This window comes from Ensifer sp. D2-11, from assembly GCF_054161295.1.
Map to the genome: position 1 here is coordinate 996,317 of NZ_CP096433.1, position 15,396 is coordinate 1,011,712.

The following is a 15,396-nucleotide window of genomic DNA, read 5'->3' on the forward strand; positions in this document are numbered from 1 at the left end:
CGCCGTTGATGGGCCTCTGGCTGGAACGCCTTGCGTGTGGATCCTCGGATCCAGCCACGAGCCACCAAGGCAGGGTGACCGCGACCAAGCCCGTCAAGGCGCCGCGTCGGGGACTGCCGGGAGGGGCAGGAAGCCCTCTCCGTCGCCCCTGTGGATTCGGGCTATGAAACTGTAGTTTCTTGGTGTATGATTGAGAAACTAAGTTTTCACGCTCGTTCAACCACAAGGGGAACAACAATGGCAGCGGAAAATATGGTGCCGACCGGCGGGAGTTCGCCGGTCATTCGACAACTGGAATCGGCTTTCACCAAAATCGGCGTTACCGGCGCGCACAAGCAGATCCTCGCCCTTGTCCTGATCGGTTGCCTGTTCGACAGCTTCGAACAGAACACGATCGGCGTCGCCGGCCCCATTCTCAAGGAGCACTGGGGTCTCACCGGCACGGATATCGGATTTCTCAACACGATCACCTTCGGCAGCGCCGCCATCGGGCGACTGCTGTCGGGCATTCTCGGCGACCGCTACGGCCGACGGGTCATGCTGACGATCAATCTCCTGCTCTTCACCATCGGCTCGGCGGCCTGCGCGATGGCGCCGAACTTCACCATGCTTTGTTTTGCCCGCGCGATCGTCGGCTTCGGCGTCGGCGGCGAAATCTCGACGGCGGTGACGATGCTCTCCGAATTCTGCTCGCCCAAGTTTCGCGGCACGGCTGCAGGCCTCGTGAATGTCGGCGCCGGTGGCTTCGGCAATTTCCTGGCGCCGGCATTCGGTCTGCTGATATTCACGCTTTTCCCCGGAGAGAACAGCTGGCGCTGGCTATTCGCATCGCTGGCGCTGCCGGCACTTCTGGTCGTCTTCTATCGCCGCTTTGTACCCGAGACGCCGCGGTTCCTCGCCTCGAAGAACAGGATCGGCGAGGCGAACAAGGTGCTGTCCATCCTGGCCTCCGGCTCGCTCAAACCGCGCGATCTCGTGGTGCACGAATACCTGACGACAGACCATATGACGGACGAGGCACCCGAGAAGAGCGACTGGCGGGAACTCTTCCGCGCACCCTTCATCGGGCGGACCATACCGGTAGCGATCGCCATTCTCATGAGCTATGGCGCGCAATTGTCGGTCCTGACGCTGATGCCCGTCATCTTCGTGTCGATGGGCTATACGCTCTCCGGCAGCCTGCTCTACAGCATGATCATCCAGAGCGGCAGCGTCCTCGGTGCGATCGCCGCTTCGATGTTCGGCTACTATCTGCCGCGCAAGAAGGTGCTGACCGTGGGTGCGGCGCTCGCCTGCCTTGCGGCGGTGTCGATCGTTACTCTCGGCACCAATATTTACCTCGTTCTCCTGTTCGGAGCCATCTTCCAGTTCTTCGTCCTGCTCCTCAACACGTCGATCTGGATCTATGCGCCGGAACTGTTCCCGACGAGAATCCGTGCCTTCGGGGTGGCCCTCATCCTGGCAACGGGATCGGCGGCCGGCTCGTTCGTGCCCACGATTTCCGGCATGCTGTTCGACAGCTACGGAATGATCGGCGTCTTCGGGCTTGCTGCGGGGATGTATGCGGTCTTCGCATTCTGCATCCAGCTCGGGCCGGAAACCTACGGCCGATCGATGGAGGATCTCTCGCAACCGGCGGAGGCCGATCAGCCCAAAGTCGCGCAGCAGCAGGGGCCAGTCGCCGTGGAGCTCAGAACGTGAGCTCCCATCTCCTGCTGATCAACCCGAACAGCTCGCAGGCGACGAGCGAGATGATGGTCTCCATCGCGCAGAAGGCTGCGAACGGGCGCCTGGCCGTGGCAAGCGCCACGGCCAGGCGCAGTCCCCGGATGATCCTGAAGCCGGACGAACTGGCGGCCGCCGCCGACGAGGTGGTGGAAATCGGCACCAGACACGAGCCGGGCTGCCTCGGGATCATCGTCAGTGCTTTTGGCGATCCCGGCCTTGCCCTGCTTCGGGAGCGTGTCGGTATCCCGGTCGTGGGCATCTGCGAAGCTTCGATGCTGGAGGCTTCCCGGGATGGACGACGGTTCGGCGTTGCAACCACGACGCCCGACCTCGCGGATGCGATCGCCGAGCGGGCACGGCATCTGGGGCTTTCGCATCTCTACTCCGGCATCCGCTGTACGCCCGGCGATCCGCTCGCCGTTGCCGGAGACGAGGAGCGTCTGCGGACCTCGCTTTGGCACGCAGTTCGCGCCTCCGTCGACCTTGATGGGGCAGAGGCAGTCATCATCGGCGGCGGTCCGCTAGGACAGGCCGCCGAGCAACTGCAGCCGCTATTCGATGTGCCCGTCATCGGCCCGATACCGTCCGCCGTAATGCGGGTACTCGGGCTGTTGCAGGTCGATGCCTGAGCGCAATTTCCGCGCGGAAACTTGGAAACCGTCACGTTTCATGATCATAATTTGATCCAACCCGGATCGTTCCGCTGTCTCGTTGGAACATCGAAGCGATCCGGCTCCTCCCGGCAGTCTAAAAATCACCGTGATCAGGGAAGCGGATATTCGATGTCTTCCGCCGAAACGCCCGAAATCAGTACAGCCCTCGTCGAACAATTGATTTCCGAACAGTTTCCGCAATGGGCGGACCTGCCGATAAGGCCGGTCGAGTTCGGTGGGTGGGACAACAGGACCTTTCACCTCGGCGACGATATGAGCGTGCGGTTGCCGAGCGCCGCCCATTACGCGCTTCAGGTGGAAAAGGAGCAGCACTGGCTGCCTCGACTTGCACCGCACCTGCCGTTGCGTATTCCTGTGCCTTTAGCCATTGGGCGGCCGGGCAGGGGCTATCCGTGGCATTGGTCCGTCTATCGCTGGCTCCGGGGCGAGACCGCGACCCATGCGCCCATCGCCGATCTCGCCAGTTTTGCGACGACGCTCGGTGAATTCCTGGCTGCGCTGCAACGGATCGACGCGTGGAGCGGTCCGCCGCCCGGGCAACACAATTTCTACCGAGGCGGTCCTTTGGCCGTCTACGACCACGAAACGCGCCGGGCATTCGAAGCGCTCGAGGGCACGATCGACGTTGCCGCCGCACGTGTGGTGTGGGAGGCGGCGCTTGCCTCCGCATGGAACGATGATCCCGTCTGGTTCCATGGCGATGTCGCCTCGGGTAACCTCTTGGTCGAAAACGGCCGCTTGAGCGCCGTGATCGATTTCGGCACGTCCGGCGTTGGCGATCCGGCTTGCGACCTGTCGATCTCCTGGACGATGTTCGATGAAACAAGCCGCGCCGCATTCCGGGACGCCCTTCCGCTCGACGAAGAGACCTGGGCGCGTGGCCGTGGATGGACCTTGTGGAAGGCGCTGATCGTTGCCGCCGAGATGCCGGGCACCGATCGACTGGAAATCGAAAAATCGCGGCGGGTCATCGATGCGCTTCTGTCGGATCATCGCCGCTATGGGTAGCGAATTTTAATCCCGCGTCCTGTTGCCGATGCGGTTCAACCGGAAACGCGCGCGGTGGACTGACCGCACCACGACTGTGGCTGCCCGGTTCGCTTTCTGGCGAGCCCCTCCGATATGAGGATGTCTCCGAGGGACCTGCCGTTCCTGACGACGAGCCGCCGCTTGCCCGGCTCGTCGCCGGGGCTGGTTTCGGATGCAACGAGGGCGAAGTTTCCGGAATTCAGCAACTCGCGCAATCGTGCCTTGGCATAAGAGCCGCGCGACCGTTCCTCGTCGCATTTCGCGAGCTTCGTTTCCGGCGCGTCTATATCGGCGATGAGAATCCTCTGGCCCTGGTACAGGAAGGTATCGCCGTCGAGAACGCAGTTATCGTGGCGGATGCCGCAAAAATAAAAGGTGCCGCTCTCGGCCGGGCGCAGACTCGCCTGTTCGAGAGACTGCCTAACCGGTAGTTCAACGGGTGCAGGCGGGATCAATGCGGTCTTCGGCGCTATCGACCCGGTCTGCTCCTTCGGACGGAAAGGGATCGGAATGGTCGCCAGTTCCACCTTCTTTGGTGGTTTCTTCTCGGCCGGCTTCTTCGCCTGCGCTCTTTTCTCGGCCGGTTTCTCGGCGTGCGAAAGCAGTGCCGTCAGCTTCGATGCGCCGGGCAGATGGCCGAACTCCCCCCGATGCTCGTAGGCCACAATCCCGCCGACGATGACTGCGGCCGCCAGATACCAGCGGCCCATACCGCTCCGGCTGCTCTTGCGGGCCGTACTGCGCTTTCGTCTTTTGGAATTTGTCTTGGTCATGGGATTCGGTCCTCGATTGCGGCGGCATTATCGGGACCAGGGGTTAGTGAAAGGTTGTCGTAGCTGCGCGGGTCAAATCATTTCAGGTTCTGCACTCTTCCCGATCCCGTCCTGACTACAGCGCTCAAGAAGGGAAGGGCGGCACCTGCGGGAGCCGCCCTTCAAGAGTTACCGTTGACGTTGCTGGACAAGCGCCCCGGCTTGTCACTTTCCCAGTCTGACCGTAAGCCGTCAACGGTCGTGATCACTCTTCTTGCTGATGCCAGGGACTTCCGTCACCGCGGCGATTGCCGCGGCTGCTTACTTGTCGCCCTTGGCTTTTCCGCCCTTGTCCTTCCCGCCTTTGCCTCGGCCGTCTTGATCGCCCTTATTGTTGTCCTGGTGGCCCTTACCGCCGTCCTGGTTACCCTTGTCGTTGTCCTGGTGGCCCTTGCCGCCGTCCTGGTTGCCCTTGTCGTTGTCCTGGTGGCCCTTGCCCCCGTCCTGGCCACCCTTTCCGTTATCCTGGTGGCCTTTGCCGCCGTCCTGGTTACCCTTGCCATTATCCTGGTCACCCTTGCCGGGATCCTGACCACCGCCGCCGTTGTCGCCGCCGCCGCCGCCACCGCCGTTGTCGCCGCCGCCGCCACCGCCGTTGTCGCCGCCGCCGCCACCGCCATTGTCGCCGCCGCCGCCACCGCCGCCACCGCCGCCGCCGCCGCCGCCGCCACCGCCGCCACCGCCACCGCCGCCAACACCGCCGCCGCCCTTGCTGCCGCCGCCTTTGCCGCCACCTCTCATCGGACCGCTTGCCGTGGAGTCGCTGCGATCGTGGCGTCCGGTGCCGGCGCCGATAGATGCCGTCGTCAGGGGCGGACACATCTTAATCTGCGCGGGGGTGAGAATCTTCGTTCGGTTTATTGCAACGCAACATGCCGCGAAGTTGTCTTCCGAAAGGGGACTGCACTGACGGGCAGTCATGCGCTGGCGCTGTACTGCATCCGCATCCGTCGTAACGATTACAGCTCCAATCGTGGCCGTGGATAGTATGAAGAACGTCCGAAATATCGATCTATTAATTCTTTTCATTTCTATACTCCTAAAGACATTAACTTTAAAAATACTTTTTAGAATTGAATTAAAATTAACTGTGGTCAATTTACAAATTGTTAGTAGATGGCCATATCGCTGCCTCATTTCGGGTTATCAACCATGGCTTAATCTATCTTAGCTAGTCTCTACGGCGGACCGGGGGACTTATGCCCGCCGTTGGAGAACGCCTCGTGAAACGCTTCATTGCGCAGACAGTCTTTTTGTTGCTGATTGCGGCCCCTGGGGCTGCCGATGCCGGTACAACCATGAGGACCGCCGGCAAGGCCTTCGCGCCGCCGGCCTTCGCATCCTTCTGCGTCCGCGAGCCGCGGCTCTGCAACACTGGCGGCGGCAAGAAGGCCGTCGTTCTCGCTCCGGAAAAAATCAGCGAGCTCAAGCAGATCAACAGCTCCGTCAATGCAAGCATCCGAGAACGCAGCGACCGCGCAAACGTCGGCAAGGAAGATGACTGGCGTGTGCCGACCGCCTATGGAGACTGCGAGGACTTTGCAATTCTGAAGAAGCGGGAGCTCCTGAAACGGGGTTGGCCGGCCTCGGCTCTGCTACTTACGGTTGCGCGCTACCGCGGGGAGGGCCACACGGTTCTCACGGTCCGCACGAGCGAAGGTGACCTCGTGCTCGACAACAGGACCAACTCGGTCAGAGATTGGTCGCGCACCCCTTATAATTACTTCGCCCGGCAGTCCCAGTCGAACGGTAAGCGCTGGGAATTGATCGCAGGCGCCCAAAATATCTGATTTCGACTGAAACGGCGCTTTTCCCGCGCGGGAAAACCGTTACTGCGTGGAAGTGATCTAATCCGCGCTGAGGGCCACCGCCGGCTGGAGGCGCGATGCGTTTCTGGCCGGCAGATAGCCGAAGAGCAGGCCGGTGAGAAATGCACAGGCGAAGGCAAGCGCGACGGGGCCAGGCGTGAAGCTGACGGGCATGCCGAAGGCTTTAGCGGCGTAACCTGTCGATAGACCGGCCACGACGCCGATCGCCCCGCCGATCGCGGAAACGACCAGCGCCTCGACGATGAACTGCACGAGTATGTCCCGCTCGCGCGCTCCGGTCGCCATTCTCACGCCGATCTCGCGTGTGCGTTCACTGACGCTGACGAGCATGATGTTCATCACGCCGATGCCGCCGACGAGCAGCGAAATCGCTGCGACCGACCCCAGGAAGAATTTCATGGTGTTCGAAGTCTCGGTAAAGGCCTCGCGCACGGAAGACATGTTGGTGATCTGGGTATCGTCCTTCCTGTGGCGCTCATTGAGCAACGCTTGAATTCTCTCCTGGGTCAGGTCTATTGCCGAGGCATCCTGCACCTTGACGGTGATCGTGCGGATGTTGCGCTGACCGAAGAGGCGCATGCTGCCGGTCGTGAGCGGCACGAGGACCACGTCGTCCTGATCGTTGCCGCCGGCGCTGGCGCCCATCCCGCTCATCACCCCGATCACCTGGAAGGGGATCTTGTTCACGAGCACGTATTGACCGATCGGGTCGGAGCCTTCGGGGAAAAGCGTCTTGACGACGGTCTCGCCGAGCACCGCGACCGGTGCATATGTTTCCATGTCGTTCCGGTTGATGAACTCGCCGCGGCCGATCTTCCAGGACTTCGCTTCCGTGAACTGCGGCACCGTTCCGTTGGCGGTCGTCTGATAGTCGATGTTGCCGCGCCGAAGCGTCACCGTGCTCGTCATTTCCGGGACGGCGAATGCGACATTCGCAAGCTCGGTGATCGCGTCCGCATCTGCCGGCACGAGGGTGACATTCGTCCCGCCGGCGCTGCCGCGGAAATTCGCCATGCTGGGGCGGACGACGAGAAGATCCGATCCCATCGACGAGATGCGGTCGAGTACCGAATTCTGCGCGCCGGTGCCGATGGCGAGCATGGCGACAACCGAGCCGACGCCGATGACGATGCCGAGAAGCGTCAGGATCGTACGGAAGAGGTTTGCCCGTAGCGCCCGCAGTGCCATCTTCACCGCTTCCGACACGTCCGCGATTGCCGCGAAGCCCTCACGCGTGCGCTGGGCGAGACCGACGGCTGCATCGGGATTGCTGCGTCCTTTCTTGGAGCGGTCGGCAACGATGTGCCCATCGCTGATCTCGATCAGCCGGTCGGCCTGTGCGGCGACCTCGCGCGAATGGGTGATGACGATGACGGTGTGGCCGTTTTCGTTCATATCGCGAAGGAGGCGCATCACCTCGTCGCCGCTCTGGCTGTCGAGCGCGCCGGTCGGCTCGTCGGCAAGGATGACGCGGCCTCCATTCATCAGGGCGCGGGCGATCGAAACGCGCTGCTGCTGGCCACCGGAAAGCTGGTTCGGACGATGATCGAGCCGTTCACCGAGCTTGAGCGACTGCAGGAGCGCCTCGGCACGATCGTGCCGGTCGCGGGCGGAAACGCCGGCATAGACCGCGGGCACCTCGACATTCTCCCGGGCGCTCGCGGTCGGGATCAGATTGTAGGACTGGAAGATGAAGCCGAAGGTGCGGCGACGCAGCGCCGCGAGCTCGTCGCTGTCGAAGCCGGAGACGTTTTCGCCTTCGATCAAGTAGCTGCCCGAGGTCGGCTGGTCGAGGCAGCCGAGAATGTTCATCAGCGTCGACTTGCCGGAACCGGATTGTCCGATGATCGCGACGAACTCGCCGGCCTCGATATCGAGGGATATATGGTGCAGGACCTCGACGGCGATGTCGCCGTTGAAATAGGTCTTGCTGACATCCTGGAGTGAAATGAGCGGGGCCATCGGCGTGCTCAGAAAATCGGCGGCATGCGCATGCCGCGCCGGGTGGCATTGGGAGCGCGGCTGCCGTTCGTGGCGGAGGCAGCGTCGACGACCACTTTCTCACCTTCCTGCAGCCCGCTGACGATTTCGGCGCTCACCCGATTGCGGACACCGACTTCGACGGTGCGCGTCTGCGTCGCACCGGACGGCGCGACGACGGTCACTTCCGCTCTTGCGGGCCCGTCGGAGGCCGCGGCTTCCACGGTGCGGAGTGCCGCGCTCGGCACGACCAGCACATTCTTGGCCGCCGCCTGGACAAAGAAGACCTGCGCGCTCATCGACATCATCAATTCGCCCGTGGGATTGGGGACATCGAAGAGGGCGTAGTAGAGGACGACGTTGTTCTCGGTATCGGGCATCGGCTCGATCTGGCGCAACTTGCCGGTGAAGCGCTTTCCGGGCTGTCCAAGCAGGGTGAAATACGCATCCATGCCGAGCTTCAGCTTGCCGACATCGGCTTCGGAGACCTGCGCCTTGACCGTCATCGTGGAAAGGTCGGCGATGGTGACGATCGTCGGCGTCGTCTGGTTGGCGTTGAGGGTCTGTCCCTCCTTGGCGGGATCGTCGACGATGGTGCCGGCCATCGGAGCATAGATCTTGGTATAGCCGAGATCGACCCGGTCCCCGGCAAGGGTGGCCTTCTGCTTGCGGATCTGCGCCTCGATCGCCTGCACATCGGCCCCAGCGGCCGCATGATCGGCGACGGCCTGGTCGAGCGTCGACTGCGAAACGCTGTTGGTGGCGACGAGATTGCGCTGACGCTCGATATTGGCCTGCTTCAATACGAGCTGGGCCTTCTTCGAGACGAGCTGCGCTTCAAGATTGGCCAGTTCCGCCTCATCGATCTCGATCCTGTTCTCGATCGAGGCGGGGTCGATCTCAGCGATGAGCTGGTTCTGTTCGACCTTGTCGCCGATCCCGACATGCAGCGACTTCAACTGGCCGGAGACCTGTGCGCCGGCATCGACCGATTTGACCGCATCCAGCGTGCCGACGGCGGTCACGCTCTCTTCGATGTCGCCGCGCGTGACCGCCTGGGTGATCATGGTGGTGGCCGGCGGCGCCCCCTGGCGGCTCCAGGCATAGTAGCCCGTGCCGACAACCGCGAGCACCAGGAGCGCAAAGATCCAGGGGCGGCGCGAGCGGCGCTTCTTGCGCGGCGGCGTCACCGGAGCCGGGATGACCGTGACATTCGACGGTGTCGAACCACGCGCCGCTTCGTCTTCCCTCGTCTTCGCTGTGTTGCTCATCGATTTTCTCTATCTCAGGCATCTTCATTCAAGATAAAGATCAACCCGATCAGCGAAAAGCTTTGAGATCATTATATTTTCGTAATGTAGGGAGGGCCGCGCCGGCAAAGCGGGCTCGGGGGCGACGCAGGCAGGGAAACCGCACTCCGTCAGTGGGTTGCTCGGTTTTAGAGCAGGGCTGCCCTTAAAACGAGCCGGATATCCAAAACCGCTTGACGTTCCCCGATCGGACAATTAGAAACCTCACGAACCGTACCGTACGGTACTGATGAGGCGACAGCGAGTGCAAAACGTCGGAGCGATGAGAGAGGCAGGCGCCGCAAACGGCCTGACGGAGCGCCAGGGAGCGGTGCTCGAACAGGCGTTGCGCCTGCTTGTCGACGGGGGCGAAAAGGCGCTGACGACGGCGGGTGTGGCGCGCGCGGCGAACTGCTCCAAGGAGAGCCTCTACAAGTGGTTCGGCGATCGTGAAGGGCTCCTTTCGGCCATGATCGCCTTTCAGGCGAGCAAGGTTCGCACGCTCGACGTCTCCGCCGCAAAGCTGGACGGGGGCAGCTTGAGGGTGCATCTCGTCGCTTTCGCCAAGGACCTTCTCGACGTGCTGGCAGGCGACGTGTCGCTGGCGCTCAACCGGCTGGCGATCGGACAGGCGAGCCGGGAAGGCTCGAAGCTCGGCCACATGCTGCAGGAGCGCGGCCGCCGGCAGATCGGACGCAGGGCGGGAGCGCTGCTCGAAGCGGGCCGCAAGGCCGGTCTCCTCGCTTTCGACAACGCCGATGAGGCCTATGGCGCGCTTTACGGCCTCGTCGTCTCGGACTGGCATTTGCGCATGCTTCTCGGCGAGGAGCCGGGTAGCCTGAAGAAGGATTTCAGCCGCAGGGCGGAGCGGGCGGTCGACGCCTTTCTCGCGCTCTACGGCGCGAAAAGGTAGGGCGGCCGTATCTGCGGCTGCCAAAGCGAAACGGACAAGCAAAGGGAAGGAAAATTCGATGCGCGTCTATTACGATCGTGATGCCGATCTCAACCTCATCAAGTCGAAGAAGGTCGCCATCATCGGCTACGGCAGCCAGGGCCGCGCCCATGCGCTGAACCTGAAGGATTCCGGCGCCCAGAACGTCGCCATTGCGCTGAAGTCGGGTTCCGCCACGGCAAAGAAGGCCGAAGCGGACGGCTTCAAGGTCATGACGGTTGCCGAAGCTGCCGCCTGGGCCGACCTGATGATGATGGCGACGCCCGACGAGCTGCAGGCCGACATCTACAAGGCCGACATCGCCGGAAACATCCGCGACGGCGCGGCAATCGCCTTTGCGCACGGCCTCAACGTCCACTTCGGCCTCATCGAGCCAAAGGCCTCGGTCGACGTCGTAATGATCGCTCCGAAGGGCCCGGGCCATACCGTCCGCGGCGAATACCAGAAGGGCGGCGGCGTCCCGTGCCTTGTCGCCGTTCATCAGGACGCTTCCGGCAATGCCCTCGATCTCGCTCTCTCCTACGCCTGCGGCGTCGGCGGCGGCCGCTCGGGCATCATCGAGACCAACTTCAAGGAAGAGTGCGAAACCGATCTCTTCGGTGAGCAGGTCGTTCTCTGCGGCGGCCTGGTCGAACTCATCCGCGCCGGTTTCGAGACGCTGGTCGAGGCCGGCTATGCGCCGGAAATGGCCTATTTCGAGTGCCTGCACGAAGTGAAGCTGATCGTCGACCTGATCTATGAAGGCGGCATCGCCAACATGAACTACTCGATCTCGAACACGGCCGAGTGGGGCGAATACGTCACCGGACCGCGCATCATCACCGAAGACACCAAGGCCGAGATGAAGCGGGTCCTCAAGGACATCCAGACCGGCAAGTTCACCTCGGAATGGATGCAGGAATACCGCTCCGGTGCCGCTCGCTTCAAGGGCATCCGTCGCGTCAACGACTCTCACCAGATCGAGGAAGTCGGCGCGAAGCTGCGTGCAATGATGCCCTGGATCGGCAAGAACAAGCTGGTCGACAAGGCGAAAAACTAAGATCCGCCTGCGATGAACAGAAAGGAAGCCGGAGCCCACGCTCCGGCTTTCTTATTTTCAGCGTCTTACATCGGATCCTTACCCTTCATGGCATTCGCCATATGGGACTTGCACTTTTCCTGGTCGTTCGCTGCCAGTGCCTCCTTGGCCATGGCGAGCTCCTTCTGCGCCATCTCCTTCCGGCCCGTGTCGGTGATCTGGCCCACGTCAGTCTCGAGCCTCGTCATGCCTGCCTGGTCGCAGACCATATCGGCCTGGGCAAAGGCTGGGGACACGCAAGCGGCGGATATCGCGGCTGCAACCAACATTTTCCTCAACATCTGTAACCTCCAGTTTCGTCGCTTCATGCGATACACGGCTCCAAACCGCCGAGGGACCGATCAGTTCCTTGCAGCAGGCTGCAGGTGCTCCCGCACGGGAAGCCGCTACACACTTTTCCCGGAAATGCTCCAAGCGCGCAGTGATGCCGCGGCAGATGCGTACGGCATTGAGAATCGCGACGGCGTCGCTATGGTGCCAGCGAGGCTCAGGCCTTCGAGCGAGGGCGAAATCCGATGCCACCAACACGCCGTAAGCTGACCACCATCTTCTGTGCCGACGTGCAGGACTATTCGCGCCTGATGGGCAAAGACGAGGAGGGAACGCTGGCGGCTCTCAAGCGCAGCCGGGATGCCATGGCGCGCCTGATCGAGGCGCGTGAGGGACGGGTGGTCAACACCTGGGGCGACGGGGTGATCGCGGAGTTTCCGAGCGTAGTCGAGGCGGTGAGGGCGGCGATAGACGTTCAGAACGAGTTGGCCGGACTGAATGCCGAACGGCACGGCGAGGCGCGGATGGATTATCGCATCGGCCTCAATCTCGGCGATGTGATCGCTGACGGCGACGACCTTTACGGCGACGGCGTCAATATCGCGGCCCGCCTGCAAGCCTCGGCACCGGCCGGTGGCATCGTGATTTCGAGCACCGTCTATGATCAGGTTCGCAACAAGCTGGCCGTCGGCTTCGAATTCCTTGGCGCGCTGACGGTCAAGAATATCGACGGGGGCGTTCCGAGTTATGTGGTCCAGATCGGAACGGCCGAGGGCACGGTGTCGCACAAAGGGGGCAGCGACTGGGGGCGACCGGGTGCACTTTCGGACCGCGGGACCCCGGCCGCCGACACCGGGGCAGGGCGAGCGACGATCGTCGAACGCACAGCGGCAGACCGTCGCCTTTTTGGCGTCCTCGCCGTAGCCGCAGCGGCGGTCGTTGCCGTAAATCTGCTTTCCTGGGAGGGAACGTTCTGGGCCAGATGGGCCTTATTTGCGCTGGCCTTGATCGGGGTGCTCCGTTGCCTATGGACGTCCACGCGGCTCGACCGCGGACTCGCCCTGCTCGGGGCAGCCGGATTTGCGGTCCTTGCGGTCAATCTCCTTTCCTGGGAGGGGAGATTCTGGGCGGTATGGCCTCTGCTTGGAATTGCGGTTGCGGCGGGAATTCGGTGGGTCACGCGCCGTCCCGGGCGGTGAGCACCGGCTCGCATAGGTTAAGCGGCGGAAGGGATGCGGTGTAACCGGAAGTTGACGTGACTCGGCAAGCCGTGCATTGTGCGCGCCAGGGAAGATAAAGCCCAGCAGGCATTCGTATCGGGACGACGTTCAGATAAACCTTTTCGGGGGGCACTGTGGGGAGAGGCCGGGAGTTCCTTTGTGCGGCGGCGCTGGCGTTGGCCGTGGCTGCGCCGGCAGCGGCGGCGGATCTGGTGATCGCAATGCCGCCCTGGCCATCCGGACAGGCAGCCGCGAATATTCTCAAGCTCGGCATCGCCAAGAAATTCAGCCTTGAGGCGGAGGTGCGCGAACTCGGGACGCTGACCGCCTTCATCGGCCTCGAAAAGGGGGAGGTCGATATCCAGCCGGAGGTTTGGCGGCCGAATTTCGACGAACTCGTCCGCAAATTCGTGACCGAAAAAGGCGTCGTGACGCTTAGCGAGCGTGCGGTACCGGCATGGCAGGGGATTTGCGCCACGCCGGAAGCGGCTGCGACGATCAAGTCCGTCGCGGATCTCGGCGATCCGGCCAAGACCAAGATCCTGGATACCGACGGCGACGGGCGCGGCGAAATGTGGATCGGTGCCGCCGAATGGCTTTCGACGGGCATCGAACGGGCGCGGGCGGCGGGCTACGGCTATGCGGCGAACCTGACGCTCGTCGAGGCCAAGGAGGAAGTAGCGATGGCGGCGGTCGACGCGGCGATAGCGACCGCGCGGCCGATGGTCTTCTACTGCTACGCTCCGCACCACGTTTTCAAACTGCACCAGATCTCCCGGCTCGAGGAGCCGCCTCACGACCCGGCGAAATGGAAGATCGCGCCGCCGAACGACCCGCTATGGGTCAGCAAGTCGAGCGCCGCCACGGCCTGGGACGCCGGGCAGTTTCAGATCGGCTATGCGACGGCCTTCGCAAAGAAGCATCCGGAAGTCGCGCAGTTCCTTCAGAAGGTGGACTTCTCGCCGGATGAAGTGACGGCGATGAGCTATGCGCTCGAAGTCGAGCGACAGGCCCCTGCGGACTACGCCAGGAAATGGGTTGAAAGCCACGCGGAACGGATCGACGGATGGGCGAAATGACGATGATCCAGACGCTCTCGAAAAGACAGGCAGGCCGCCGTAAATTCGGCAAGGCGCTGCTTCTCCTCGGTCTTTGCCTCGTTCCGCTTGCAGCGCTTGCCCAAACGCAGATCTACGATTCCAAGACGAAGAAATGGGTGAACTACGATAAGAGGAAAGCGCGGCAATATTTTGCGCGAAACAATCAGGTTCCCGAGGCCTTTCGCCGGCAGATGGTGCCGTTCCGCACGGCCGAAGTCCCGGGCACGATCATCATCGATGGCAACCAGCATTTCCTCTATCTCGTGCAGCCCGGCGGTCAGGCCATTCGCTACGGTATCGGCGTAGGCCGCGAAGGTTTCGGCTGGGCGGGCATCGTTCGGGTGGGGCGCACGGCCGAGTGGCCGACCTGGACGCCGCCGCCCGAGATGGTCGCGCGCGATCCGAACGCGGCAAAATGGGCAGGCGGCATGCCGGGCGGGCCTGACAATCCGCTAGGCGCTCGCGCGCTCTACCTTTACGAAGGTGATAACGATACGATCTACCGCATCCATGGTACGGTGGAGCCCTGGACGATCGGGCTGGACGTTTCCTCCGGGTGCATAAGAATGAACAATGATGACATTATCGACCTGCATTCGCGCGTCGGGGTGGGCGCGAAGGTCATCGTGCTGATGCAGGGGGCTGCGCTCTATAAGGGCGTGTGACCGGCCGAAACGCGGCCGGACGGGCGAGAGCGCGAAGATACGGGCTATATGTGCCAAGACCGGAGGATGTGGATTTGTCGACGAGTAACGTGGGTCCAATTCAAGCGTATGTGGTGGCTGCGGCCTTGCTTCTTGCCGCATGCCAATCGAACCCTGAGCCTCAGGAAATGGCCCGCACGAGCCTCCAGACAGCCCCCGCCGACCTCCAGCTCCTGTGCGCCAATGCCGTGGTCGCCCAGGCCGGCGGCGCCAAGGTCCTGCCGATGAGTTCTCGACAGCTCGATGCGACGAGCTACAGCGTCGACCTCGATGCCGCCGGTCGCAAGTTTACCTGCATCGTGGACAGCAGCGGCAGCGTGAAGTCGGTCCAGCCGGCATAGCTCTTGAGACGGGCGTATCCGGGCGAAAACCTCTTTCCGGATTCTCTTTTGCGGCGCAGTATAAATGTTGCGATGCAAGAAAAATAAAGAATAGAGTTCTCCTTCGGCAGTTATTCTGCGAATTTTCTTCCAAAAACGCGAAAATTGTGTTCTGATACCATTGTGGGTAGGAGGAGCACTATGTCCACGATCATACAGCACTTCGCTCTTTTCGACTTGCTTATCTTGGCCGGGATTTCGTTTCTCTTGGTCTGCAGCTATTTCGACGAGGGTGAAGCTTAAATATCAGGAGACATTTGCCGCCTCCTGCTGACCGGAGCGCATCCGGGCCGATCGTTGGCATTTCAAGCCGCGACGACCGTTGTTTTTGACGCTGTTACCCGGAGCGCG

Annotated in this window: 15 protein-coding genes; 10 read left to right on the top strand and 5 right to left on the bottom strand. The window is 62.3% G+C overall.

Annotation, left to right across the window (positions count from 1 at the left end; genetic code table 11):
* Window positions 1–237 precede the first annotated feature (237 nt).
* From M1D34_RS04755 to M1D34_RS04765, 3 genes are all read left to right on the top strand, one after another.
* A complete protein-coding gene (locus M1D34_RS04755) occupies window positions 238–1,701 on the top strand; it encodes an MFS transporter (RefSeq protein WP_318880222.1) in 1,464 nt (487 codons plus the stop codon).
* Window positions 1,698–2,357, top strand: a complete 660-nt coding sequence (locus M1D34_RS04760) for an aspartate/glutamate racemase family protein (RefSeq protein WP_003533791.1) — start codon at window positions 1,698–1,700, stop codon at window positions 2,355–2,357. Before M1D34_RS04755 ends, M1D34_RS04760 begins: the two co-directional genes overlap by 4 nt.
* Before the next feature lie 153 nt (window positions 2,358–2,510).
* Entirely contained in the window at window positions 2,511–3,410 is a 900-nt protein-coding gene (locus tag M1D34_RS04765; protein WP_003533789.1) for an aminoglycoside phosphotransferase family protein, read from the top strand.
* Window positions 3,411–3,445: 35 nt separating this feature from the next.
* On the opposite strand, the gene M1D34_RS04770 is transcribed toward M1D34_RS04765, so the two are convergent.
* Complete coding sequence (locus M1D34_RS04770; RefSeq protein WP_013844626.1) at window positions 3,446–4,204, bottom strand: thermonuclease family protein; 759 nt, start codon at window positions 4,202–4,204, stop codon at window positions 3,446–3,448.
* 300 nt (window positions 4,205–4,504) lie between these two features.
* Complete coding sequence (locus M1D34_RS04775) at window positions 4,505–5,272, bottom strand: hypothetical protein (RefSeq protein ID WP_015007802.1); 768 nt, start codon at window positions 5,270–5,272, stop codon at window positions 4,505–4,507.
* Between the two features lie 170 nt (window positions 5,273–5,442).
* Here M1D34_RS04775 and M1D34_RS04780 point away from each other — a divergent pair, with 170 nt between their 5' ends.
* Window positions 5,443–6,033 (top strand): transglutaminase-like cysteine peptidase, encoded by a 591-nt coding sequence (locus M1D34_RS04780; protein ID WP_003537029.1) that lies wholly within the window; start codon window positions 5,443–5,445, stop codon window positions 6,031–6,033.
* 57 nt (window positions 6,034–6,090) lie between these two features.
* On the opposite strand, the gene M1D34_RS04785 is transcribed toward M1D34_RS04780, so the two are convergent.
* Together M1D34_RS04785 and macA are read right to left on the bottom strand one after the other, a co-directional pair.
* Window positions 6,091–8,034: a MacB family efflux pump subunit gene (locus M1D34_RS04785; RefSeq protein ID WP_127517715.1), complete on the bottom strand. Its 1,944-nt coding sequence runs from the start codon at window positions 8,032–8,034 to the stop codon at window positions 6,091–6,093.
* 8 nt (window positions 8,035–8,042) lie between these two features.
* A complete protein-coding gene (gene macA / locus M1D34_RS04790; RefSeq protein WP_498780930.1) occupies window positions 8,043–9,323 on the bottom strand; it encodes a macrolide transporter subunit MacA in 1,281 nt (426 codons plus the stop codon).
* 283 nt (window positions 9,324–9,606) lie between these two features.
* On the opposite strand from macA, the gene M1D34_RS04795 reads away from it, so the two are divergent.
* Both M1D34_RS04795 and ilvC read left to right on the top strand, forming a co-directional pair.
* Complete coding sequence (locus tag M1D34_RS04795; protein WP_010969679.1) at window positions 9,607–10,254, top strand: TetR/AcrR family transcriptional regulator C-terminal domain-containing protein; 648 nt, start codon at window positions 9,607–9,609, stop codon at window positions 10,252–10,254.
* Between the two features lie 58 nt (window positions 10,255–10,312).
* Window positions 10,313–11,332, top strand: a complete 1,020-nt coding sequence (gene ilvC, locus M1D34_RS04800) for a ketol-acid reductoisomerase (protein WP_003537021.1) — start codon at window positions 10,313–10,315, stop codon at window positions 11,330–11,332.
* A gap of 65 nt (window positions 11,333–11,397) precedes the next feature.
* Here ilvC and M1D34_RS04805 read toward each other — a convergent pair whose 3' ends face one another.
* Window positions 11,398–11,652 (bottom strand): hypothetical protein, encoded by a 255-nt coding sequence (locus tag M1D34_RS04805; protein WP_010969678.1) that lies wholly within the window; start codon window positions 11,650–11,652, stop codon window positions 11,398–11,400.
* 234 nt (window positions 11,653–11,886) lie between these two features.
* Between M1D34_RS04805 and M1D34_RS04810 the strand changes: the two genes are divergently transcribed.
* The 4 genes from M1D34_RS04810 (at window position 11,887) to M1D34_RS04825 (ending at window position 15,006) form a co-directional block, all read left to right on the top strand.
* A complete protein-coding gene (locus tag M1D34_RS04810) occupies window positions 11,887–12,840 on the top strand; it encodes an adenylate/guanylate cyclase domain-containing protein (protein WP_498780933.1) in 954 nt (317 codons plus the stop codon).
* Window positions 12,841–12,995: 155 nt separating this feature from the next.
* Complete coding sequence (locus tag M1D34_RS04815) at window positions 12,996–13,940, top strand: ABC transporter substrate-binding protein (protein ID WP_010969676.1); 945 nt, start codon at window positions 12,996–12,998, stop codon at window positions 13,938–13,940.
* Entirely contained in the window at window positions 13,928–14,626 is a 699-nt protein-coding gene (locus M1D34_RS04820) for a L,D-transpeptidase (RefSeq protein ID WP_010969675.1), read from the top strand. The genes M1D34_RS04815 and M1D34_RS04820 overlap by 13 nt, the downstream gene beginning before the upstream one ends.
* 50 nt (window positions 14,627–14,676) lie before the next feature.
* Window positions 14,677–15,006, top strand: a complete 330-nt coding sequence (locus M1D34_RS04825) for a hypothetical protein (protein ID WP_498780936.1) — start codon at window positions 14,677–14,679, stop codon at window positions 15,004–15,006.
* Window positions 15,007–15,396: the final 390 nt, after the last annotated feature.